Genomic DNA, 24,674 nt, shown 5'->3' on the forward strand with positions numbered 1-24,674 from the left:
TCATATTATGACTGAACGCAAGAATTTACCCATCAGACTTAAATGTAACTTTATTCATGAAATGATTAGAATTTACTTTCCTATTTATTTTTCTTATTGAACGCCAAAACAGAGAGTTTGAAGACACGCTAAAATTTCCATAGCCTATATTTGAAGAAAAAGCCACAAAACTTGCAGGCGCGGGGTGAATTAAAAATATTGGAAAACCTATACTTTTACTAATGGCATCCCACTGATCAGCAGTGTATTTAACAGGAGCCTGAAGAAAAATTACACTTTCAGCGAGCGGTGGAGGCAAAAAGTAACATGCCCCACTGTAAACCTTACAACCTAGCACTTCGTAAACTCCAAACTTCCCAAATGTCAACAAAGGCTTTTCCCTTACTGCTATAATATTATGCGAACTATAACAACCCAACACCAAACCATTGAGTTCTGAAAGCCTTGATCTTATCATTTCACATTGCCAATAACTTATAAATGAACCATCAAGAACGATATCATCCTCGCAAAGAAAACACTCCCTCTCCGCCGCTTCCTTCAGCAACTTGTCGCGATGCGTTATCGCGCAAGCAACAGCAGCTTCATTGACCCAACTCTTACCTCTATCCCTTTCTTTTTTCCGCAGTAACTTAAATTCTTCTGAAACATGCTTATCGGCGTCCTCAACCGTCCAGTCTCGACCATCGACACTTTCTACAAATCTATATTGAGCAGGATCCTTAAAGGAAGAAGAGAACATTAATCTACGCTCAATTTCGCTAGAGAGGCTTGCGCACAAAAACCCATCAAAGTACATATAAACAACTCCATCCGACCTTCATAAACCAAAGGGAGGCAAATAGCCGAACGAATATTTATAATGAATCACGTACTCAGCTCCCTAGCAGAGAGCTTGTTACAGATTGCAGCGTTCACTATAACGAGACTTATTCCACTTCACCCTGGACCTATAAATTCCACGAACAGGGGCGTGAGCCACGACTCTCAAGTCTTTCCTAAGTATACATTATGCCTCTCATTTTCATCCCAACAACTTGAGATACTTGTCTGCGGCCACGGAGGGAGAAAAGTAACTTGCCCTGGCGCTCAGTCGCTTACGCGAATGATCTCGTTTGAGTGATGCTGTCATGGCGTCAGCCAGTGCTGCACCATCACCCACCGGCACGAGGGAGCCATACTTCCCATTTTCCAGGATCTCGGCTGGACCGGAGGGGCAATTCGTTGACACAATGGGGGTGCCACAAGACAACGCCTCGACGATAACATTACCGAATCCCTCATAGTTGGACGAAACCACAAAGAGGTCAGCGGTATGATAGAAAGGCGTAGGATCACGATGAAAGCCGGCAAAAATCACCTGATCGTGAATGCCTAGCTCTCGCGAAAGCTTTTGAAGTCTTACTTCTTCGCCTCCCTGACCTACCAACATCAGCCGACTTCCGGGTCTTTCAAGCTGAGCAAACGAGCGCACAAGAAGATCATGATTCTTTTGGGCCTTGAGACTTCCGACCGACAAGATTCTACCGCCGCGGGGCACGCCCCATAATGACTCAGCCTCTGATATTTTCTCCAGATTCGGAACAGGCCTTTGGGGCACCGGGTTATGGATCACACTGAATCGATTTTTATTGATTCCCGACAAGAGAGCGATATCACAGGAAACGCCTTCAGAAACCGCCACACGTGCTTTTGCAAGGCGATACCCACAGGCAGTGCTCAATCGCAGAATCCCCCTATGCACCCTTCCCCAGCCTCTGTATTGCTCGGAGAGCGTATTGTGCTCCGAGATCAGAACGGCGCACGCGTGGCCGGAAAACCGAGCCGCCAAGGGCGCGAGAACAGTCATCGGCCACATGGCGGCAATCAGCGCGTCGGGGCGGTGACGTCTGAGATAGCGTGCCAGGGCCAGCGGCGAATAGCGGATACGTTCGCAGGCGAGATCATGCACTGAAAAGAGAGCTTCTGCCTCGGCCAGTAGCTCCCCTCTCGCTTGCAACAGCACGAATTCCACGTCATGACCCGCCCGGAAAAACTCATGAGCAAGATCGATATTGACCCGTTCGGCACCGCCACCACGCAGATCAGGAACGAGAATGGAAATTTTCACTCGGTTTTTATACCTCACGAGCCTGTTAATTAGAAGTGCCCACCCTCAAAGCCGGAGGGTAGTCTCTCGCCTCCTTGGTACAGCCAGACACGATCAATTACCTGCTGTGCTTTTCCTTTTCGCCCAAGACGTGATTCACGGCATCAAGCACCTTGGCATCATGCTCTTGAGACGAAAATAAGGAGCGAATGAGCTTGCCGTTTAACTCCAACTTGTCGTTGGGAATTACCAGGAGTGAGCGCATACGGGTTAACCACTCCTCCTCGTCGAAGCCCTCAATCCGGTAACGTGGATCAAATGCGGTTTCCGGCAGCCCTCCAGTGGAAGCTACCAATACCGCACGATCTGCGCCTTGCGCTTCTATCGAGACACGACCGAAAGGTTCAGCCCAAAGTGATGGCACTAACCATAACGCAGCAGAAGAAAACATAGCATCCCGGTCGGACGACCAGCCATGCCATGCAACATTTTCGGGAAGTGTGTCGGGTAAATCTCTGCTCTGGCCGTAGATAAGATAACGAAGATCAGGTGACCTGAGCGCAAGCTTTAACACAAAAGAGAGGCCCTTCTCGGGTCCGCGGGTGACAAACCCAACAGTCGATCGAGGAGTTGAGACGACCGAAGGGACTACATCACATGCCTGCTTCAAGACATATATTTTATGTTGATCCATTCGAAAGCGTGACGAGATTGCAGACCGCATAAAGTTGCTATTAGTGAGAACCGCGTCGGACCTACGCATGAGTCGCCGATCTTGAAACCGACGTACGGTCGCCTGTTTGCCAAGGTTTATCCTTTGGCGCACCGGCACCCAAGGACACAGCAGGCCAAAGTTTTCATATGCTCGCACAATAGCAATGCGGGCAGTAGCGGACGGGCAAACGTCAAATGCGGCGAGGGTCGAGGTAGTTGCCATAATGGCATCGGGAGCGTCTTCATGTTCAATAGCTGCGTTGACCTCTTTTCGAACAAAGTCAAGCCAATGTCGAATCAGTTGAGGTACCCGCCACGCCGGCGCAGGCCGTATAACAACTCGAAATGGCTCATTAGAAAAATCTGTCACTTGCGCAGTACCATCAAACGATATAACTGTAACTGAGTACTCCCGGGCAAGCACGCGAAGCATGTTTAGGTTACTGATTGTTCCACCAGTATTGCCTATACTGCCAGGCGCCGGAAAGAATGGAAGAACTGCTAACAAGCGAATAATCATTGCTTACCTTTTTGGGAGACATTTTCTTCAAATAAAATAAACCACCAGGAGCTTCTCTTAATTTAAAGTTTATAACCGTACAACCTCACAAACAAAAGTTTGGCTTCTTCGACCATCACCCCACTGCCCATTAGTTCTATTTTCTAGCCGCATTCAAGGACGACCTCAAGCTCCAAGTGCAAAAACTATTTTCTAGCTCACGAAGAGCTTGAAATAAATCATTCTTCTTAAGCAACCAATCCCCACACTGACAAAAAAAACATCAATTAAAGCCAAGGAATTAGCATGACTTAAAATCAAGACCATCAAGCTCGGGCAGCCATCAACTTGAAAGTTTGATTTTTGTTCATTAACTCACGATAACTCCCTCGATCTACCACACATCCTTTTCTAAACATATAGATGATATTGCATTTCTCTACAGTCGCCAGCCTATGGGCGATAATGATAATTGTCTTTTTCCCCAAAAACTTTTGTATGGAATCCATGATCAGCTTCTCGGAGATGCCATCCAGGGCGCTGGTGGCTTCGTCCATAATCAGCACCTCCGCATCGTGATAGAGGGCCCGGGCAATGCCGATTCGTTGGCGCTGACCGCCGGAGAGCTGTACCCCCCGCTCCCCTACTCGAGTTTCCAGGCCATCGGGCAGCTCGCCCAGGAACTCATCCAGGTGTGCGAGGCTCGCGGCATGGCGTACCTTCTCATCATCAATGACATCAGGCGGCAAGCCGAAGCCGATATTCTCGCGGATGCTGCTGTCCGCCAGGAAGATCGACTGTGGCACGAAGCCCAAGGTGTTCTGCCAGGCACGCCGGTTGGCGGATGTTACCGGCTGGTCATCGACCAGCAGCCGCCCCTGCCCCGGTTCGACCAGCCCCATCAACAGGTCAATGGCGGTTGACTTGCCGGAGCCGGAGGCTCCCACCAGGCCGACCATCTGGTTGACCGAAATCTCCAGATCCACCCCCCTCAGCGCTGGCTCCAGCTTGCCAGGATAGGTGAAGGTTACATTCTCGAGACGAATGGCATGACACGGCACCCAGCTGTCTTCCTGCGCATCAGGCGCCTGGTGACTCCGTGGCGTGTGTTGCACCCTGGCACTGGCGCGCAGGTCGTCCCGTAAGGCGTCGAAGGCCGCCAGGTTGCCGCGGATCTGCGAGATGCTGGTATAGACCTGCTGAAAGGCCGGCAACAGCTTGAAGCCCGCCAAGGCGTAGACGGAGAGCACCGGAAGGATGGTGCCGAGATTCCCCTGGTGGGCGGCCAGCAGGTAGAGAATCAGGAAGATCACGCTGCCGAAAGCCACCAGTTCCATGGCGTACCGTGGCGCCTGGCTCAATGCCTGGGTGGTGCCCTGTGCCTCGGCGAAACGCCCACTCGCGCCATCGAAACGGTCGGTGAACATCTGCTGGCGGCCGAGCAGCAGGGCATCCTTGATGCCACCGAAGCCTTCGGACATCAGCTTGAAGCGCAGCCGCTGGGCCTGGGAAATAGTCTTGCCGTTACGAATCAGTCGCCGCCGCACGGTGCGAAACAACAGCACATAGGCAATGAAGAAGATCGCCAGCCCCGCCAATGCCACCACCGGGTTGTAGAGAAAGATCACCACCGACATGAATACCGCCAGCACCAGCTTGGCGTTCATCTGCATCAGCGGGTTGATAATCTTAGAGGTGATGCGTTGGCACTCCTGAGCGATCTGGTTAGTCAGTTGGCTGCTGCTGCCACCGGCGTGAAACAGCCAGGTTTGGTGCATGTAATGCCGGTAGAGCCGACTGCTGAGCTCGGCGCCCACTCGCGCGCCATACATGGAAAGGCGCCAGATGGTGTACATCGAGAGCAGCGCCGAACTCGTGAGCACAACCAGCACGCCGATCCCCATCCAGAACAGGAAGCCGTGGGGCTCCTCGAAGCCGCTGGCGCGATAGAGCTCGGCCATCATCCCCTCGCCCTTCAGCTGGTTCATGTCGCCCACCAAGGCCATGAAGGGACCGATGGAGACCACGCCGGCGATCTCGGCGAGGGACATCAGTACCACCAGGAACTGCAGGCGCAGGAGCTTCTTGCGTTGCTCGGCGGTAAGCAGGGAATAGAGTTCTTTGAGTTGGAAGAGCATATCAGGGCCGAGGGGCAAGGGCTGAGGGCCGAGGGCCTAACGACTGCCGAAACCGGTAAGCACGGTACGGATTGTGCGCATCACGATCAGCAGGTCGAGCCAGAACGAAATGTTCTTGATGTAGTAGAAGTCGTATTCCAGCTTGCAGTTCATGCCGTCAACCTCGGCGGCGTACCCCTGCTCCACCTGGGCCCAGCCGGAAATGCCGGGTCGCACCACGTGGCGATAATGAAAGAACGGAACGTCCTTCTGATACCAATTGGCCAAGTCCATGGATTCCGGACGTGGGCCGATCAGGCTCATGTCTCCCTTAAGCACATTGAATAGCTGGGGCAACTCATCCACTCGATACTTACGGATCACCTTGCCCACGCGGGTGATGCGCGGATCATCGCTATCCACGGTATAGCCGATTCCCTGCTGACCGATGAACATGCTGCGGAACTTGTAGACGGTAAAAGGCCGACACTGAAAGCCCATGCGCTGCTGAGTGAAGAGAACCGGTCCCTCGCTCTCCAGGCGAATGGCGAGTGCGGTGATAGCCATCAGTGGCAGGGTCACAGGAAGGGTTATCACAACGGTGGACAGGTCCAGGCAGCGCTTGAGCACCTCGTAGCCCTCATCCGGATGCAGGCTGCCATAGCGATTCTCGTAGAGATGACCAAGCTGCACTCTGCCGGTCAACCACTCGTAGGTAGTGGTTGCGTGGTACACGGGAATACGGCGAAGCGTACAGTCGGCCAGGAAGCGCTCCCACTCCGACGGTAGATCGTCGTACAAGTCGGCAACCACGCCATCCACGCCGACATTGCCCAGTGCCGGGGTGCCCAGGCTGTGCCAGTCGACGCCGTGGTTATGGCAAAGGCTAGGCGCCTTGCCGAAGGGCACCACGGCGAGCTTGATCACCTTGAAATGCCGTTCGATCCAGTAGCCGACGGTACCGTATAGCATCGTGAGTAGGTAACCGACGAGATAGAGCTCATTAAGCACCTCGCTTTCTGAGATGAGCACCACCAAGTAGGGTATCGCGAAGCAAACGGAGGTGGCCGGAATACTCAGTAGATAGGCACAGGCTCCGGGTAGTCGCCCCATTCGCTGCACGGTCGTGATCGACCACCAGTAGGCTAGCGCCGTGAGCAGAAAGGTGAGCCACTGGGCCTGGTCGGCAGTGAGCCAAAAGCTGCCGCCCTGGCTAACCAGTGTAGGCATCAGAACAGCGAAAACCAAGCCTAGCCACAGCTGCAACTTACCATTAAGAAGCAGCCTTCTGACAAGATGTGATTGCCGCCCTTGACTCGGGTAGACGGTGCTAACAGTTGTCATGACATTATCCATCGGCTGGTGGCAATCAACCGGTTTCTTGTATTATTTTTTATTTATAAGCGTATGCATAATAACTGTATTTAGTGGATGCCTTTCGGCGCATCGCATTGAGGATGGCACCTTTAAGGAAGAGGCCGCTGGTCTCTAGTTTCTCCACCGTGGCCTGTATCTCACCCGGCGGGGTCATGCCGAAACGTGCCACGAGCAGGCTCGTGCCGACGTGCTTTCCAATGATGGCGGCATCGGTCACCGCGAGGACTGGCGGTGTGTCGATGACCACCAGGTCGTAGCGGGACGAAAGGTCCACCATCAACTGGGAAAAGCTGGGCTGCATTAGCAACTCGGACGGATTAGACGGAGTCTGGCCACGGGCGATGTATTCCAGCCCGTTCACCGCGGTGCTGCGGATCGCGTCTGTCAAGGTCAACTTTCCATCAAGCAGCTCGGAAAGCCCGCCTTCGCTGTCGCCATGAAAGACATGGTGTACATGCCCTTTACGCATGTCGCCGTCGATAACCAGCACTTTCTGGCCAGCCTGGGCACAGACCGCAGCCAGGTTGACACTGATGAAGCTTTTGCCGACCGCCGGCGAGGAGCTCGTCAGCATCAGCCGATTATCACCTGCCTCGAGCATGGCGAAATGCAGACTGGTACGCAGACTTCGCAGTGCCTCGATGGAGAGGTCAGACGGGCTTCGCAGCGCCAGCAGGTCAGACAGGCCTGCGCGCGTGAAGCGGTGGGCCTTGGAGCTTCTGGAGAGCTTGGTTTGCTCCCCGGAGAGAGGGACGGTGGCATAGACGGGAAGGCCCAGCTCCTCTAGCTGCCGGGGTGTCTCGATACCCCGATTGAGCAGGTAACGGGCCATGACAATGGCAATGGCAACGAGCAGGCCCGTGATCAGGCTCACTATCATGTTCCGACTCGAACGCGGCTCGATAGGCGAAGGTTGGACGACAGCACGGTCGAGGATCCTGACATTGCCAACGGTACCCGCCTGGACCAGACGCATTTCCTGCTGCTTGTTGAGCAGCTGGACATAGATCTCCTGATTGACGCGCGCCGACCGCTCCAGCCGAAGAATCTCCTGCTGGGTCTCAGGGAGGTCCATGATGCGCTCTTCCAGCTCTGCCTTGTTTACCTCCAGTTGCTGTTTCTTTTCCAGCAGCGCCCGGTAGGTGGGGTGGCTACTGGTGAACCGTTGCCCTAGCTCGGCTCGCTGGAACTCAATATCTGCCAGCTGGTTCTCAAACGCTACCAGTCTTTTCAGCATGGTTTCGGTCTGGAAGTCCAGGTCGACGGAATCGCGCTGGGCGCGATAATTGTTCAAGTTAGTTTCGGACGCAGCGAGCTGATCACCAACCTGGGGAAGCTGCTCCTCGAGGAACTCCAGCTGGCGGTCGGCCTCGGCGGATTGACGTTCGATATTCTGAGCCAGGAAGACCTGCATGATGGTGTTGAGCGTGTCCTCGATCTGCACCTTGTCCTGACCGGTCAGGCGAAGATTGACCAGCCACTCGCCTTTCGCCTGGTCGCTGCTCAAGCGCGACTTTAGCGCGTTGATCGCACTCAAGTGGGTGCTCCGATAGAGCAGGAACTCGGCGCCTGGATGCGCCTCGATGCGCTGCACGAACAACCGATAACCATCATCGCTGTGCACCGTCTGGCCGGCCTCGCCGGTCAACAGAACACGTTCCCCCTGCCGCAAGACGTACCCCCCATCGCCTATCGATTGGATGATATAGGGCCCTGAATCCGCCCCATCGGGCACCTCGAAGCGCGACACCTCAGCAAATTCATTGGCCCATACATAGGGCTGGTCACGCATGAAGGACGGCACGGACACGCCCTTATTGACCAGAAAGTCACCGAGGAAGGGCAAGCGCCTGGGTGAGACCCGGATGGTCAGGTTTTGACGATCGACGGCCTCACCCAGCACCATTCTCGATTTCAGGATGCCGATCTCGGTCAGGGTTCGGTTCTTCTCGATGCCCACCTGCCCCGGCATACCAGGCAGGTTGATCAACGAGCCATTCGCGCTTTCCACCTGGACGAGCGAATCGGCACTGTAGATGCGGGGCTGCGAGCCGGTATACAGATACCCACCAATGCCAAATAGAAACACCACCCAAATAATCAGCCATTTATGATCGACCAGCCACCCAACGAAGTGGCCAATATCGATATCCGGCACGGGGGATGATGACGATGAGAACTTATCTGTCACGGGGCGTCCTTCATGGTGGGACACGTCAGGCCACGCTACCGCCCCAAGGTAACTAGCGTATCCCTGAGGCCGTTATTAGTTGTCATTGTGTAACAAAGGCTAGTTGATTCTGGCCAATGAAGGCCGGCATTATTAGCATGGAATATTTCCTGAAAAGGGTTGATAAAAAATTGCCTTTGATTTAATCAATCGACTAACCTGATCCCTTTTATCTTATAGCCTGCATCATTTAAAACCAGCACAAAACACCATTATCAGCTATATAAAAAAAGTATGAGCGCATGAGAAAAAATCTGTATGAACCCCGTTAAAGTCAGGTTATTGAGCTCACTAACCACCTACCTCCTTATTATCGGTTTTTTGACGTTTTATGTGGATTTGGCCTCCTTGGACAGGCGGACCACCGGGTACATCTGCGAGACGTGGTTGACCATGTTTCGGTAGCGTCGTGCGCGTGGCCTGGCTGGCTGGAATGACTGATCGCACCCAGCAATCATGGGCAGCGATCCATGCGAACATTCGGGCCTCGAAGGCTCCGGGCTAATTAATCCAATGTGAGTTATACCGGCGCTGCGCCAAGCCGGTTGGGAGAAAACCGGCCTTTCGCCTCATACTCCAGGCCGTGGAGCGTATCAGCCTCAAGTTCGAGACACTGCCCATGCGTTGACCAGCGTCGCCTGACGGCTCAGTTGACGCTGGCACTGACCAGCCTGATCGCAAGTCAGCCACTGCCCTACTGTCCAGCAACAGGGGGGATGGCGATGACTCAAGTGCTTTCGCGGGCCGTGAGCTCGTAGCCAATGTCCACTCGGGACGCCGATGGCTTCCCACCCTCGAGTCTGGACAGCAACAACCTGGCAGCCTCGACCCCCATCTCGTATCGCGGGACGGTCACGGTCGAAAGCCGTGGGGTAAGATGCTCGCCCAGCGACAGCCCAAGGTAGCCGCCAATGGCGATCTCCTCAGGCACCCGGATCCCCCGCCGATTGGCCTCCAAAAGCGCTCCGGCGGCCAGATTATCGTTGGCAAAATGGAGTGCCTCCAGGTCAGGCCGAGTTGCCAGCGCCTCCAGGAACAAGCGACGCCCTGCCTCATAGGATGACGGCTCCTCGCGACGAAACAGTAGATCGCACTCCACACCCGCCGTCTCCAACACCCGCCGATGCCCCTCGAAACGCTGCATGGCTCGGTAGTCTCGATCCATCCCGGTTCCGAGGTAGGCGATGCGCTGGAAGCCTCGAGTCAGAAGGTGCTGTGCCATGCAGGCCCCGACCGCATGGCTGTCCACGCCGACATTCATGTCAATACACTCGTCGCCGAGTTCCATGATCTCGACGACGGGACGCCCCCAGCCCCTCAGGCGGCGTGCAGTGCGGTCGTGATGGCGAAGACCGGTCAAGATGACGCCAGACGGCGAATAGCCAAGTACCGAGTCGACCAGGCTCGCCTCGCGATCCAGGTCGAAGTCGGTCGAGCCCAGCAGCACCTGGTATCCAGCCTGTTCAAAGGTCTGCTGAATGCCGTGAATGACCTCGATAAAGGTCAAGATCGACAGCGACGGTACGACAACGGGAATCATCCGCATCTCCGCCGATGCCAGGCCACCAGCAACCAGGTTGGGCACATAGCCAAGGTTGGCCACGGCCTGATTAATGCGCTCGCGCAGTTTGGGCGACACACGCTCGGGCGTATTGAGGGCACGAGACACGGTAATCGGTGCCACCCCGGCCTCCGATGCCACATCTTGGATCGTCACACGATCCGAGCCGCGGTGGCGCCGCCGCTCTCGCGTTACGGGACTCTGTTTCACCATGGCTCTCCTTGAGGATGCGTCTTCTTATGTTCTCATTCTAAGGGATAATAAGCGAAATGGTAGCGCTACCATAAAACCCGTGCTAGCTTTTTTGGAGTGGCCCGAATCACATGGATCCGATCTCAAATGTCGTGATGCACGCCTTTTCAGGTCCAACGTCAGGATGAACCGAAGACGCCACTCATACTGAATTCCCAAAGGGGTACGCCAGATGAATACAAGAACAGCAAGTGGAATCGTCCTAGCCAGCCTGGCCAGTTTCGGCCTCGCCGCACACGCTAGCGCTGAAGAACTCGCTATCGCCATCCACGTCGAACCCTCTCACGCCATGTTCAAGGTGGGCGAGCGCCTCAAGGAAGCCATCGAGTCGGAAACCGACGGTGAATACACCGTCACCCTGCTGGGCACCGAGGTCGGCGGGGAACGCGACCACCTTGAGGGTGCCAGCTTTGGGGAATACGTCATCGCCCTCGGCGGGTCCATGCCGATGACCCTCTACGCCCCCGAGTTCTCCGCCGCCGACCTGCCCTTCGTCTACGGCAGCAGTGACCAGGCCCGACAGGTCTATGAGGGGGATACCGGTGACCTGATCAACGAGCAGTTGATCAGCCAAGGCAACATGCGCTTGGTCGGGCTATCGGCGCGCAACCCACGCAACCTGACATCCAACTCTCCCGTAGAAACGCCGGAAGATATCCAGGGCGTACGCATGCGCGTGCCGGAGATCGCGCCCTGGATCAAGATCTGGGAAGAGATCGGCGCCCTGCCGAGTCCCATCGCCTGGCCGGAGGTCTACACCTCACTGCAGACCGGCGTGATCGACATGCAGGAAAACCCGGTTGACCTCATTCATGCCGGTGGCATCCACGAGGTCCAGAGCCACATCAACCGCACCGAGCACGTCTATTCGTTCTTCCACTGGCTGATGAACGAGGACTTCTATCAGGGGCTCTCCGACGAGAACCGGGAGATCATTCTCGGGGCGATCGAAGAGGCTACTGCCTGGGGCGACGAGATGGTCGCCAACGGCCAAGCCGATCTCTACGAGCAGCTGCAGGAACTCGGCATGACCGTTGTCGAGCCTGATGTGGATGCCTTCCGCGAGGCCGCCGAGCCGGCTATCCGTGAGATCGCCGAATCCTACCATCCCGCAGTGCGTGATTACGTCATGTCACTGCTCGAGTAAGGCATGCCCCCGGCCCGGCGGGCCGGGGGCGCTCTCTCCCCTGACTATCCTGCATCCGGAGGCGCCCGTGACAACCGCGGACCGCATTAACCGTGCCATCGCTCTGTTCTGGGGACTTCTCACGGCCATCGTCACGACGGCCTTCGCGCTGATGCTGACGATCATGGCCATCCAGGTCATCTCACGTTATGCATTGGGCATTGCCGTGTCGTGGACCGACGAAGCCTCACGCTATCTCTTCCTGTCCCAGATTTTCCTCGGTTCGGTGCTGGCGCTGCGTTATCAGGAACACATTCGCATCACGATCGTGACCGATCTTTTGGGGCCACGCATGCGTCATATCGTGGCGAGCCTGGCCGACGTCATCTGCATCCTGGTGCTGCTGATGCTGGCCATCGGCGGCTGGAACATGATGGAGAGAACCGCCGGTGTCCTGGCCAGCACCTTTCGCTTGAGTTTCTCGTATATCTACCTGATCCAGCTCATTTCCGCGCTGATGATGATCGGGCTGTTGATTGGTGATCTTTACCACCGCCTGTTCGTCAAACTGCCCGCCATTCAAAACGACCGGAGTGAGTGACCATGGAAGTCTTCGTCATCCTGTTCGTCGGCCTGATCGTCCTGCTGATGCTAGGAGTGCCGGTCGCCTTTGCCATGATCGCTTCCTCAGCGATGGTGCTCGGGTACACGCGTGGCTTCGATGCCATCCCCATGGAGATGATCGCCCAGCGCACCCTCTATGGCGTCAACAGCTTCACCCTGCTGGCTATCCCGGCATTTCTGCTGATCGGTCGACTTATGAACAGCGCCGGCATTTCGGATCGTGTCTTCAACATCGCCAGAACGATGGTGGGCCACCTGAAGGGCGGCCTGGGCCATGTCAATGTGGTGGCCAGCATGCTGTTCGCCGGCATGTCGGGCTCCGCGGTGGCGGATGCTGGCGGACTCGGTGCCCTGGAAATCAAGGCCATGGAGGATGATGGATATCCCACCGGCTTCAGCGCAGCGGTCACGGCGAGCTCCGCCACTATCGGCCCGATCATTCCGCCCAGTATTCCCGCGGTGATCTATGGTGCCCTGGCCAATGCCTCCATCGCCGGCATCTTCCTGGCATCCATCATCCCCGGGCTCATCATGGGGCTGGGCCTCATGGCCATGGTCGCCATCATCTCGCACCGTCGTGGCTTCCCGACCCGTCCCCGGGCCCGCTTCAACGACTTCATGGCGGCATTGATGCGCGGCGTGCTGCCGATGCTGACCCCGCTCATCATCATCGTGGGAATCCTGACCGGCGTTTTCACGCCCACCGAGGCGTCGGTGGTCGCCCTGGTCTATTGCTTGTTCATTGCCTTCGTGGTCTACCGCTCCATCAGCTTTCGGGAATTCATCGGCATTCTGCGCGCTACCGCCATCGACTCCGCCGCCCTGATGTTCATCATTGCCGGCAGCGCCCTGTACAGCTGGGTACTGGGGCGTTACCAGGTCACTGCTCTGGTTGCTGACTTCCTGCTCGCTACCGTGACTGACCCGCTGGGTCTGCTGTTGCTGCTGGCCCTGTTCATCCTGCTGATTGGGCTGTTCATCGACTCGGTCCCGGCGCTGTTTCTGTTGACCCCCTTGCTGGTACCGGTTGTCGTGCAGTACGGCATCGACCCCGTGCATTTCGGGGTGGTGATGATCTTCACCCTGATGATCGGCCTGATCACCCCCCCAGTGGGTACGGTGCTGTTCACCATCCAGAAGATTACCAACCTATCGTTCGGCGTACTGGTGCGGGAGACGATGCCATTCTACATCCCCCTGTTCGTCGTCCTGCTGATCATCATCTGCTTCCCCTCCATCGTCATGTTCCTTCCGAACCTGGTCTTGAATTAAGGAGTCCCCATATGTCAGTGCTCATCACAGGTGGCCTCGGCCACGTTGGTTCCTGGGTCGCCTACCTGTTGGCAAAACAGGGCAAGCAGGTGGTTATCTGTGACACGGCCGCCAACCGCTTCGATAGCATGGGCCTGGACTACCTCGAGGAGGTACGTGACCTTCTCACCCTCGAGTCAGTCGACGTCCTCGACTACCACAGTCTCTTCGAGATCTTCCTGCGCCACCGGGACGAGCTGGAAGGCGTCATCCACGGGGTATCGGTGATCGCCGGGCCCTACTTCCAGGAGCATCCCTTCAAGCACCTGTCGATCAATGCCATGGGTACGCTCAACGTCTACGAAACGTGCCGCATTTTAGGCATCAATAAAGTCGTCAACATGAGCTCCGGCGCCATCTATGGCGATGCCCCGGGGCCCCAGCACGAAGACATGCCCTACAAGGCCACCGATCTCTACGGCGCCTCGAAGATCTCGGGGGAACTCTATGGCTTGCAGTACAGCGACACCTTCGGCATGGATATCCGCAATGCCAGGCTCTTCTTCGTCTACGGCCCCGGCAAGCGGCCATCGCATATGCACAAGGTCTATCAGGGGCTGTTCGGCCCCTTGGAGGGGCTTGATGACATCCAGGCCACCAATGGCGCGGATCAGGCCCTGGACTGGACCCATGTTGTCGACACCGCCACCGGCATCGTGAAGCTGTTCGAGAAGCCGCAGGTGACGAATCGCAACTTCAACATTTCCAGCGGGATACCGGTCGAGCATCTGAAGATCGTCGAAGAGGTGGCCGATATCACAGGCAAGACCGCTAATGTGACATTGGGGCCTGGCCCGTTCGTTGTCAGAGGGTCGCCGTTGGATATCTCCCGCGCGCGGCAGGAGCTTGGCTTCGAGCCCCGCTTCACCGATATCCGCGAGGGGATTCGTGACTACTGGCAATGGCTGCAGAACGCTACGAACGCCTAGGCTATAGACGCAGGCCCAGGCTAGAGAGAGGTCGAGTTATGAGTCATCGCATCCTGGCCACCTACCTGATCGAGACACCCTACCCACTGGAGCGTGCCGCCGAGGTGATGGCCGGTGAGCAGTCATGCGGCACCTTCACCCGCCTGGCCGGCGAGACCGATGCACTGCGCGAGGCCCATGCGGCCCGTGTTGAGCACATCGAGCCGCTGGAGGTGAATCACACCCCTTCGCTACCGATCCCGGCGCTGCCGGCCAGCCATACCCACCCCGTCTACCGACGCGCACGGGTCACACTCTCTTGGCCATTGGCCAACCTCGGACCCTCGTTGCCCACCCTGTTCGCGACGGTGGCCGGCAACCTCTTTGAACTCAAGGAGTTCTCGGCGCTCAAGCTGCTCGACCTGACACTGCCAACACCCTTTGCCGAGGCCTACCCCGGCCCGCAGTTCGGTGTCGCCGGCACCCGCGATCTGACAGGCATTGCAGATCGACCACTGATCGGCACCATCATCAAGCCCAGCGTGGGGCTATCGCCGACTGCCACCGCCGAGGTAGTAAGCGAGCTGTTAGCGGGCGGCATCGACTTCATCAAGGACGACGAACTGCAGGCCAACGGCCCCCACAACCCCCTCAAGGCACGGGTCGATGCCGTGATGCCGCTGATCCGCGAACACGCAGAGAGCACCGGGCACCGGGTGATGTACGCCTTCAATATCACCGGTGAGGCCGATGAAATGCGCGACCACCACGACCATGTGGTCGCCGCTGGCGGCAGCTGCGTCATGGTCGCCCTGAACGCCGTTGGCCTCAGCGGCGTGACCCAGCTGCGGCGCCACTGCCAAGTGGCGCTGCATGGCCACCGTGCCGGCTGGGGGATGTACAGCCGTTCGCCACACCTGGGCATGAGCTTCGTGGCTTACCAGAAGCTATGGCGCCTGGCCGGCGTCGATCATATTCACGTCAACGGCCTGCGCAACAAGTTCAGCGAGGAGGACGCCAGCGTGATTGCCAGCGCCCGCACCTGCCTGACGCCCATGTTCGACCCGCCGACCCCAGGCTGCCAGGTGATGCCGGTGTTCTCATCGGGCCAAACTGCCGACCAGGCAGCGGATACCTACGCGGCCATCGCCAGTACCGACCTTATCTTCTGCGCCGGCGGTGGCATCATGGCACACCCCGATGGTATCGGCGCCGGGGTAAGGAGCCTGCGCCAGGCCTGGGAGGCCGCCGTGGCGGGCATCGATGTCGACGCCTACGCCCGTGAGCACACTGAACTCGCCCGTGCCCTGGAGACTTTCCGCCGATGACCCTGAAAGCCCCTGCCCCCCTTATCACCTACTACGGCGATGACCTGACCGGCTCCACCGATGCCATGGAGGCCCTCGCCGGGCAGGGCGTCGATACCGTGTTGTTCACGGCCATTCCCGATGACGCCCTGCTGGCACGCTTTCGCCACTGCCGTGCCATCGGCCTGGCCGGCACAAGCCGCAGCGAATCGCCAGCCTGGATGGACCAGCACCTGACTCCGGCGCTGGCCTGGCTGCGCGAGCGCGGCGCGGCGGTATGCCACTACAAGACCTGCTCCACCTTCGACAGCGCACCAGAGGTCGGCAGCATTGGCCGCGCTCTGGAGATCGGCCACCGCATCTTCGGCCACGATGGTGTGCCGATCGTCGTCGGCGCGCCACAGCTACGTCGATACACCGCCTTTGGCCAGCTGTTTGCCGCCGCCCAGGGCGTGGTATACCGCATCGACCGCCATCCGATCATGTCGCGGCATCCGGTAACGCCGATGCACGAGGCCGACCTGCGGCGCCACCTGGCTTCGCAGACCGAGCTAACTATTGGCCTCATCGACCTGGTGACCTTGGCCGAAAGCGGGGTCGATGCCCGTGTCGACGCCGCTCGCCTCCATCACGCTGCACTCCTCTATGACGTGCTGGATTCGACGAGCCAGGCAGCGGTGGGACGCCAGTTGTGGCGCACCCGGCCGGCGAACGGCGGCTTCATGGTCGGCTCCTCAGGGGTCGAGTACGCGCTGCTCGCCGAGTGGCGCCGCCTGGGGCTGATCGAGGCGCCGCCAACCTTCTCCAATCCGGGCCCGGTGGAACGCATCGCCGTGGTCTCAGGCAGCTGTTCCGAGACCACCGCCCGCCAGATCCGCCACGCCGAGGCCCAGGGTTTCCACGCACTCCGGCTAAATGTGGCGAAGTTGGCCGATGAAACCCAGGCGCCGACCGAACTGGCCACTGCCCGAGAGCAGGCTCTGGCCGCACTTGGCCTGGGGCGCAGCGTGGTGCTCTACACCGCCCTTGGGCCCGACGCCAGCCTGGCGACCCTGCCTGGCAACAACAGCGCGCACGCCATCGGCCGTCGGCTGGGTGAACTGCTGCGCGATCTGGTGCGCGCCGAGCGCCTGACACGCGTAGTCGTCGCCGGTGGCGACACGTCAAGCCACGCCATTCAGGAACTCGGCATCCAGGCGCTGACCACCTGCCTACCCCTGCCGCAGACGCCGGGCTCACCGTTGTGTGTCGCACACAGCACCGACACCACCCTGGACGGCCTGCAGGTTGCCTTCAAGGGCGGCCAGGTCGGCGACGACGCCTTCTTCGTGCGAATCCGCGACGCAGATCTGTGCTGATTGCAACATTAGCAGAACACTAAGATGGCGCGGTTCTTCTCCCACGAACACGCCGTCGCCTTAAAGTTGACTACACCGAACAGACATCGAAACGCTATATCAGTGAAAAAATAGTCTCCAGAGCATTTAATTGTTCAGGTGGATTTCAGCGAGTCTGACCACCGTTTAGCAATCTCTGGCCAGGCAGAGAAATTGACGAGATGTTTCGGCTTCTTTCCCTTTAGAGCCAGAAGTGTGTCGCTCACGGCAACTTCACTCATACGTCGCATACTCTCGCAAGTGATACCTGCGACATGAGGCGAAATCAGTAAGTTGGCGCATGAACGAAGCGGTGAGTCTTCCGGCAACGGTTGTTGCGAAAAGACATCGAGTGCGGCACCCGCGATCCGTTGCTCGCGCAGAGCCGTGACCAACGCCATTTCATCAATGATCGCGCCGCGTGCGGCGTTGATAATGATGGCATCTTTGCGCATTGCGCTTATCAAGCGCGCATCGACTATGCCTCGTGTGCTTGGCGTCAAGGGACAAGCTATAACCAGGACATCGGCCAGCGATGCGATTTCCCTTATGCTCGAGAACTCGACCCAGTCGGGTCCGAGACGTGGCGTCTGCCGAGCAGCCATAACATTCATGCCAAAACCGAAATGGCCAATGCGTGCAACTGCCTCACCAATACTACCGAAACCTATCACCCCCAGGGTCATACCCGCGATTTCGTGCAGCGCGGGAGCTTCAGCACGCAACGTATGCCATTCTCCAGTCCGTATAAGCCGGTCATTTCGTGCGATACGACGATGGAGCCCGAGAATCAGCCCAAACACATGTTCAGCCACGCTCTGTGCATTAGTATCGGGAGTGTTTGTCACGGCAATCCCGGCGGCGCTCGCGGCCTCGACGGGTATGAAATCAAGGCCTACTCCATGTCGGATCAGGGCACGCAAGGAGGTGGCCGCTGGAAGAAGCGCAGAGGGAATCGGCCGCCGGACAATAACGGCATTCGCCTCGATGATCTCATCTTCCAGAGGTCCTGCCTGAGCCTCCCCAAGCAATCGGACTTCGGCTACTTGTTGAAGCCTGGCCGTCTCAGCCGGGTCAATAGGATCAGTAAGAAGCACAACGGGCATCAGGTATCCTCAGTGCCATAAATCCTGCCGCCTAAGGGCGGCAGGACACCTTGGGAGCAGTGGCGAGTCAGTCGACTTCCATCTCTGCCTGCTCGGCTATCGGAATCCACGTTTCCATCTGCGTTTCGACATAAGCCTCGGCCTCTTCGGGAGTGCCTCCAATTGCCGTGATGCCTTGATTAGCAAAAACATCAAGGGTTTCTTGTTTTCCTAGGAAATCGTTCAACGCTCCATTCAGTTTGGCTATCACCGCGTCGGGCGTTTCCGCTGGGGCATATACCCCCCACCAGGTCGCCACCTCATAGCCATCGACCGTATCCGAGACAGGCGGTACGCCTGGCATCAACTCGCTTTCCTGCGGAAGCGTCACACCTAGGGCCTTGAGATTCCCCGCTGCAACCAACTCCTTGAAATTCGTATAATTGTCGAACATTACATCGACTCGACCTGCCATCAGGTCCGTACGTGCAGGGGCGCTACCGCCATACGGGATATGGACCATATCGACGTCAGCCAACGCCTTGAACATTTCTCCGGAAAGATGATTCGAAGAGCCGTTTCCCGCAGACGCATAATTGATCTCACCCGGATTTTGTTTGGCGTATTCAATCAACTCTTCGACCGAGTCAACAGGAAAGTCAGGGTAGGCGGCAAGTACGTTAAAGGCGCTACCTAGCACTATCGCATGGCGAAGATCCTCTTTCGTATCGTAGGGAAGGGTCGGGAAGAGGCCGGGGTTTACACCAAAGGCAAAGGGTGAGATGCCAATGGTATGGCCATCTGGGTCAGACTTGGCCACATAGTCGGTACCGACGACGGTCCCTCCCCCGGGACGATTATCCACCACTACATCAACGTCCCAACGCTCTCCGAAATCTTCGGCGATCATGCGTGCCACCCGGTCATTGAAGCCACCTGGAGGATAAGACACGACAATTGTGATCGTCTTACTGGGAAATTCGTTTGCTGCCAGTACCGGAGCGGCAACAACCGTGCTCACAAACGCTGCCACCAGGGCAACATTAGCCATACCTGTAAAATTGAATCTCATGGCGTTCTCCTGGATTCTTTATTTTGTAACGCAATAGCCCTGAGAGCGTCAAAGCACAAGCAAGGCTTTCAAACATGTTATAGGACATGACAGGTTGTGACGTCAAAGTATTCCTCAACGGTAGCGCAGCAAGACGCCGCCACGTGGCGCTGAACGAAGGGCTACTGGCGATTTCGGGCTCGGCGAATCATTTCCTCCCCGCGGGCGAGTACACGAAGCTGGGAGTGCTCAAGATGCTTGCGCATCGCCTGGTAGGCGGCATCAGGAGCCTGTGCCTCGATAGCCATATAGATTTGCTGGTGCTCGGCGTAGATAGCCGCTCGCCGGTCAGCCTGCCCTAACCGGGAAAGGTGCCTGGCCAGGGTAATACCAAGGTCGATGTCGTAGTCAATGAGCTCCAGCGAGCGCACATAATGATCATTCTGAGAGGCACGGGCGATCGAGCGATGAAATGCCATGTCCACACGTGGCCGCGCTTCCCCATCCGCGAAGCGGCGAAACTCTTCGAGTGCGGCGGCCACGCACGCCAATTCCTCAGGGGTTCGCCTAATGGCGGCATAGTAGGCTGCCTCAGGTTCAGTACTGCGGCGAAATTCCAGAGCATACAGCATCTTGGACAACTGTTGCTCGGGGTCTCTTTCGGCCACGCTTGACGAGACATAAGAGCCAGATCCCTTGTGGGAGACAACGAGCCCGGCTTCGCGACAGCGCGATAGCGCCTTGCGGACGACAGGGCGCGAAACGGCAAACAGACGGCACAGATCACCTTCGGAAGGCAATTTTTGTCCTGTGGTCAACTCCCCTGAGTTAATCAGCTTCGCGAGCGCATCGTACACATCATCTCCCAAGCTGCGCTGACGAGCGGGCTGGATGGCCTTCTCAAACGCTTCTTGATCCGTTCTCCTCAACTCATTGTCGGGACTGATCTTCTCAGTCATCTCGCCTCCGGGCAGATCCCGCTCAATTTTTGGGTCAACCAGCATTCAACAAATCATTCGGCTTTGTCGAGCAAACCAAGCGAATGGGTACGCTGCGTTGCGGCTATTGACACTATACTCAATATCAACCAGCCTGTAATTGAATATTACAGCATTTTGATGGCCCGCAATCTGAATGCGCCTGTATCGGGGCCGTTCCAGGGACCAGCGCCGAAATTTGGAAGAGGTTACAATGAAAATAGAAGAAATTACTGTTCACCCTATCTCTTATCGCGTCCCTGACGGCACCGATTTCCGCATGGGGGTCGGGCGCATGGTCAAGCGCGATGCCGTCCTGGTGAAGGTCGTCACCGATGAAGGCCTCGTGGGCTGGGGGGAGGCTCACCACGGTCGCTCTCCCGGCGCGATAGCCAAGCTCATCGAAACCACGCTGCGCCCCATGATTCTCGGGATGGACCCCTGTGACACCGTTGGTGTCTGGCATCGGCTGTATCGTGGACATCTGGCAACGCATGGCTTCGGCGCTGGCACTGCCATCGCCATGAGCGGTATTGATTTGGCACTTTGGGATATCCGAGGCAAGGCGGTTGGCTGGCCGGTTTTTCGCCTGATCGGCGGTGCACAGCGGCGAATCAAGGCCTATGCCGGGGGGCTGACGCTGGGTTATCAGGAGACGGGCGCTCTGGTTGAAGAAGCTCAAGGCTACATAGCGGCAGGGTACCGCGCACTCAAGTTGCGCCTCGGTGACACCCCTGCCCGAGATGCCGCAAGGGTTGAAGCCGTACGCAAAGCCTTGGGCGATGAAATCGATATCCTGACCGATGTCAACGCGGCCTACGGGCTGGATGAGGTCCGCCAGCTGATGCCTGCGCTCGATGCTTGCCGTGTCGGCTGGCTGGAGGAGCCATTTCCTCCCTATGACGACTACGCCTACGGGAAGGCCGCAGCGCTTGGCCGCACCCCCATCGCGGCAGGCGAAAATCACTATACCCGCTACGAGTTCCAACGGCTGATCGAGCAGGATGCCGTCACGGTACTTCAGCCAGACCTGTCAAAATGTGGTGGTCTGACAGAAATCCTGCGAATCGCCGCCATGGCCTCAGCACGCAAGCTCAAGATCAATCCACACAGCTCGATGACAGCGTTGAACATGGTAGCGTCATTGCACCTCCTGGCGGCGATCGATAACCCCGGGTACTTCGAAGCAGATGCGACCGCGATAAACCCGTTTCGAACCGATATGGTTTCGGGAAGCCTGGAGATCGACAAAGACGGCATGATTGCCCCTCCCGATGCCCCGGGCCTGGGCATGGAGGTTGACGAAAGCTTCGTTGCAGCGCACCCCTTGATCGAGGGGCCTTGCTACGTTTAGTCCCCCATGAATGGCGAGAGGTCGGGCGATGTCGACAATGCTGAAGGACCGGGACGTTCTAACGGGGCTGGTGTTCATTTTGATCGGCGGTGCCTTCGCGCTGGGAGCTGCCGATTACGGAATGGGCACCGCCCGCAGAATGGGGCCAGGGTATTTCCCCGTGATTCTCGGTGGCCTGCTGGTCCTGGTGGGCGCGCTGATTGCGGCCAAGTCCCTATGGCGGCGTAGATACGAGCCCATACCCCGCTTATATTGGCGGCCGGTTGCCGCACTGGCCCTATCGATACTGGCCTTCGCGGTCTTGATTGATCGGTTGGGTTTGATCGCCGCTTGCATGGCATGCGTGCTGGTGTCGGGGTTTGCCACCCACGAAACGCGCTGGAAGGAAATCATCTTCATTGCTCTCGGGATGACTGCTTTCTCGGTGATCGTTTTCAGCCTGCTGCTGGGGCTGCCTTTCCGTCTGTGGGTACAATTATAATGGACTTGCTTGCGAACCTGGCGAACCTGGGCCACGGCTTTACCGTTGCGTTGTCATGGAACTATCTCCTTTATTGCCTTGCCGGCGTGATTCTGGGCACCTTCGTTGGCGTGCTCCCGGGACTGGGTACCGTCACAGCAATTTCGATGCTGATGCCATTCACCTTCGGTCTGGATCCACTGGAAGCGCTCATCATGCTGTCCGGCATTTTTTATGGTGGGCTCTATGGTGGCTCGACCGCATCGATTCTCCTGAATTTGCCAGGCACCCCAGCCTCAGCCGTCGTGGCACTCGATGGCTATCCCATGGCACAACAGGGGCGAGCAGGCGTGCCGCTGTTCATGACCGCTATCGCCTCTTTCGTGGGAGGCTGTACTGCCCTCGTTATGGTAGGGCTGGCGGCGCCGGCGATTGTACAGATCGCCATGGAATTCGGGTCGGCGGAATACTTCAGTATGATGCTGCTTGGCCTGATTGCTGCCGCTGCGGCTTCCAGTGACATGCCGCTGCATTCAATCGGCATGGTTATCGTCGGCTTGTTACTGGGCATGGTTGGCATGGATATCGTGTCGGGAATGATGCGATTCACCTTTGGTGTGCCGATCATGGCAGAGGGAATCAGCTTTATAGTGGTCGCTATGGCGTTTTTTGGGCTCGCTGAGGTGATAACCAACCTCGAACCACACGTACACCGGCAAATGGTGCAACAAGTGGGGGGTTGGCGCTCGATGATGCCAACTCGGGACGAAGCCCGGCGGTCGGTCGGGGCCATGTTGCGGGGTACGCCACTAGGCGCCTTCCTCGGGGCTTTGCCGGGCGCAGGCCCCACCATCGCCTCTTTCATGGCCTATACCGTCGAAAAGCGGGTGAGTTCTCATCCGGAACGGTTCGGCAAAGGGGCAATAGAAGGCGTTGTCGCCCCCGAAGCTGCCAATAATGCGGCGGCTCAGACTGGCTATATTCCTACCTTGACCTTGGGCATCCCGGGCGATGCCGTCGGCGCGCTGATTCTGGGTACCCTTATCATGCATGGCATAGCGCCAGGCCCCAGGGTGATCTCCTCTCATCCTGATCTATTTTGGGGGTTGATCGCCAGTATGTGGATCGGCAACTTCTTGCTGCTGTGGGTGAATATCCCCTTCATCAACATCTGGATAAAGATCCTCTCCATCCCTTACCGGATACTCTATCCGGCGATTATGGTTTTCCTCTGCATTGGGGTATACAGCGTATCGAATAGCGCCTTTCAGTTATTCCTCTTGGCGGGGCTGGGTGGGGCCGGTTATCTGTTCGCCAAGCTCGGCTGCCCTGCCTCCCCTCTCCTTCTTGGTCTAATCTTGGGGCCGATGATGGAAGAGAACCTACGTCGTGCACTCCTGATTGGAAGGGGCAACCCGATGGTCTTTCTCGAATCCCCGATCAGTGCCGGCATCTTGTCGCTCTGTGCGGCGCTGCTGATATTGATGATTGCAATGCCCATTGTCAGGGAAAGGAAGTCGAGAAATAAACAGGGTAACCAGACGGAATGACTGCCCCAGAATAAGCCTCGGCATGAGGCACCGGCACAGATATTCCTGGGAGAATACTGAAGTGGTCCAATTGGAGCGGACACCCCGATAAGCCTCATAATGGAGGCAATGGAGGTGTTCATGACCAAGAAGACTCGACGTCGGTTTTCCGATGAATTCAAGACGGATGCGGTGAGCCTGGTGATTGATCAGGGATATTCCGTTTCCGAGGCCGCCCGGCGCCTGGGCTATGAACTGACCCCAGTGCAGGCCCTCGGGCAGTGAATTTCTTAGGAAGGCGGCGGCCTTCTTCGCCAAAGAGTCGAGCTGAGATACCAGTTCATCGAGTCGGAGAAGGCCACCTATTCCGTAGCCGTGTTGTGTCGAGTCATGCGGGTTAGCCGGAGCGGATTCTATGCCTGGCGACGACGTGGCCCTGATGACCATCGTCAGGCCTTACTTCAAGAGGTCAGAGAGATTCATCGCCAGAAGCGCGGCAGCTACGGCAGCCGTCGCATGGCCAGAGAGCTGCGACGCCATGGCTACCACATTGGCCGTTATCAAGCCCGGAGCCTGATGCGGGAAGCGGGTGTAGAAACACGGCAGCGGCGTCGCTGGCGTCATCCGACCGACAGTCAGCACACCCTGCCGGTCACGCCTATGTTGCGCGGCAGCACCCGCCCGCCAACCCGATAGGCTCGCCTGACCTTTCCCCCAGAAACGAAAA

The 24,674-nt window shown here is 57.4% G+C and carries 19 protein-coding genes and 1 pseudogene; 10 read left to right on the forward strand and 10 right to left on the reverse strand.

What is annotated here, in order from left to right; translation table 11 throughout:
• Positions 1-25: 25 nt before the first annotated feature.
• The 7 genes from LY622_RS11225 to LY622_RS11255 form a co-directional block, all read right to left on the reverse strand.
• Positions 26-799, reverse strand: coding sequence for a hypothetical protein (locus LY622_RS11225; protein WP_234290994.1), 774 nt, complete (start codon positions 797-799; stop codon positions 26-28).
• Between the two features lie 225 nt (positions 800-1,024).
• Positions 1,025-2,110: a glycosyltransferase gene (locus LY622_RS11230; RefSeq protein WP_234290995.1), complete on the reverse strand. Its 1,086-nt coding sequence runs from the start codon at positions 2,108-2,110 to the stop codon at positions 1,025-1,027.
• Between the two features lie 97 nt (positions 2,111-2,207).
• A complete protein-coding gene (locus LY622_RS11235; RefSeq protein ID WP_234290996.1) occupies positions 2,208-3,323 on the reverse strand; it encodes a glycosyltransferase family 4 protein in 1,116 nt (371 codons plus the stop codon).
• A gap of 305 nt (positions 3,324-3,628) precedes the next feature.
• Positions 3,629-5,440 carry an ABC transporter ATP-binding protein gene (locus LY622_RS11240; protein ID WP_234290997.1) on the reverse strand — a complete coding sequence of 604 codons (1,812 nt, stop codon included), beginning with the start codon at positions 5,438-5,440 and terminating at the stop codon, positions 3,629-3,631.
• A gap of 36 nt (positions 5,441-5,476) precedes the next feature.
• Positions 5,477-6,649, reverse strand: coding sequence for an exopolysaccharide biosynthesis polyprenyl glycosylphosphotransferase (locus tag LY622_RS11245; RefSeq protein WP_234290998.1), 1,173 nt, complete (start codon positions 6,647-6,649; stop codon positions 5,477-5,479).
• Positions 6,650-6,812: 163 nt separating this feature from the next.
• Positions 6,813-8,987 (reverse strand): polysaccharide biosynthesis tyrosine autokinase, encoded by a 2,175-nt coding sequence (locus LY622_RS22665; protein WP_234290999.1) that lies wholly within the window; start codon positions 8,985-8,987, stop codon positions 6,813-6,815.
• A 766-nt stretch (positions 8,988-9,753) separates the two neighbouring features.
• On the reverse strand, positions 9,754-10,800 hold the full coding sequence (locus LY622_RS11255; RefSeq protein ID WP_234291000.1) for a LacI family DNA-binding transcriptional regulator: 1,047 nt from the start codon (positions 10,798-10,800) through the stop codon (positions 9,754-9,756).
• 211 nt (positions 10,801-11,011) lie between these two features.
• Between LY622_RS11255 and LY622_RS11260 the strand changes: the two genes are divergently transcribed.
• The 6 genes from LY622_RS11260 to LY622_RS11285 all read left to right on the forward strand — a co-directional run bounded on the left by LY622_RS11260 (position 11,012) and on the right by LY622_RS11285 (position 17,473).
• Positions 11,012-11,986 (forward strand): TRAP transporter substrate-binding protein, encoded by a 975-nt coding sequence (locus tag LY622_RS11260; RefSeq protein WP_234291001.1) that lies wholly within the window; start codon positions 11,012-11,014, stop codon positions 11,984-11,986.
• Between the two features lie 67 nt (positions 11,987-12,053).
• Positions 12,054-12,566 carry a TRAP transporter small permease gene (locus tag LY622_RS11265; protein WP_234291002.1) on the forward strand — a complete coding sequence of 171 codons (513 nt, stop codon included), beginning with the start codon at positions 12,054-12,056 and terminating at the stop codon, positions 12,564-12,566.
• 2 nt (positions 12,567-12,568) lie between these two features.
• The gene (locus LY622_RS11270) at positions 12,569-13,861 is read left to right on the forward strand and encodes a TRAP transporter large permease (RefSeq protein WP_234279628.1); all 1,293 of its coding nucleotides are present in this window, start codon (positions 12,569-12,571) and stop codon (positions 13,859-13,861) included.
• An 11-nt stretch (positions 13,862-13,872) separates the two neighbouring features.
• Complete coding sequence (locus LY622_RS11275; protein WP_234291003.1) at positions 13,873-14,829, forward strand: NAD-dependent epimerase/dehydratase family protein; 957 nt, start codon at positions 13,873-13,875, stop codon at positions 14,827-14,829.
• A gap of 38 nt (positions 14,830-14,867) precedes the next feature.
• Positions 14,868-16,136, forward strand: a complete 1,269-nt coding sequence (locus LY622_RS11280) for a ribulose-bisphosphate carboxylase large subunit family protein (protein ID WP_234291004.1) — start codon at positions 14,868-14,870, stop codon at positions 16,134-16,136.
• Positions 16,133-17,473 carry a four-carbon acid sugar kinase family protein gene (locus tag LY622_RS11285; protein WP_234291005.1) on the forward strand — a complete coding sequence of 447 codons (1,341 nt, stop codon included), beginning with the start codon at positions 16,133-16,135 and terminating at the stop codon, positions 17,471-17,473. Before LY622_RS11280 ends, LY622_RS11285 begins: the two co-directional genes overlap by 4 nt.
• Before the next feature lie 134 nt (positions 17,474-17,607).
• Here LY622_RS11285 and LY622_RS11290 read toward each other — a convergent pair whose 3' ends face one another.
• The 3 genes from LY622_RS11290 to LY622_RS11300 form a co-directional block, all read right to left on the reverse strand.
• On the reverse strand, positions 17,608-18,597 hold the full coding sequence (locus tag LY622_RS11290) for an NAD(P)-dependent oxidoreductase (RefSeq protein WP_234291006.1): 990 nt from the start codon (positions 18,595-18,597) through the stop codon (positions 17,608-17,610).
• Positions 18,598-18,664: 67 nt separating this feature from the next.
• Positions 18,665-19,648, reverse strand: a complete 984-nt coding sequence (locus tag LY622_RS11295) for a Bug family tripartite tricarboxylate transporter substrate binding protein (protein ID WP_234291007.1) — start codon at positions 19,646-19,648, stop codon at positions 18,665-18,667.
• A 161-nt stretch (positions 19,649-19,809) separates the two neighbouring features.
• Positions 19,810-20,586: a FadR/GntR family transcriptional regulator gene (locus LY622_RS11300; RefSeq protein WP_234291008.1), complete on the reverse strand. Its 777-nt coding sequence runs from the start codon at positions 20,584-20,586 to the stop codon at positions 19,810-19,812.
• 232 nt (positions 20,587-20,818) lie between these two features.
• On the opposite strand from LY622_RS11300, the gene LY622_RS11305 reads away from it, so the two are divergent.
• From LY622_RS11305 to LY622_RS11320, 4 genes and pseudogenes are all read left to right on the forward strand, one after another.
• Entirely contained in the window at positions 20,819-21,958 is a 1,140-nt protein-coding gene (locus LY622_RS11305) for a mandelate racemase/muconate lactonizing enzyme family protein (protein WP_234291009.1), read from the forward strand.
• A 28-nt stretch (positions 21,959-21,986) separates the two neighbouring features.
• A complete protein-coding gene (locus LY622_RS11310) occupies positions 21,987-22,439 on the forward strand; it encodes a tripartite tricarboxylate transporter TctB family protein (protein ID WP_234279636.1) in 453 nt (150 codons plus the stop codon).
• The gene (locus tag LY622_RS11315; RefSeq protein WP_234291010.1) at positions 22,439-23,968 is read left to right on the forward strand and encodes a tripartite tricarboxylate transporter permease; all 1,530 of its coding nucleotides are present in this window, start codon (positions 22,439-22,441) and stop codon (positions 23,966-23,968) included. The genes LY622_RS11310 and LY622_RS11315 overlap by 1 nt, the downstream gene beginning before the upstream one ends.
• Positions 23,969-24,088: 120 nt before the next feature.
• Positions 24,089-24,613 (forward strand): annotated as a pseudogene (locus tag LY622_RS11320) (transposase); the annotation flags it as partial.
• Between the last annotated feature and the right edge of the window lie 61 nt (positions 24,614-24,674).

Origin of the sequence: Halomonas alkalisoli, from assembly GCF_021412585.1 — a bacterium.
Lineage (GTDB): Bacteria > Pseudomonadota > Gammaproteobacteria > Pseudomonadales > Halomonadaceae > Halomonas > Halomonas alkalisoli.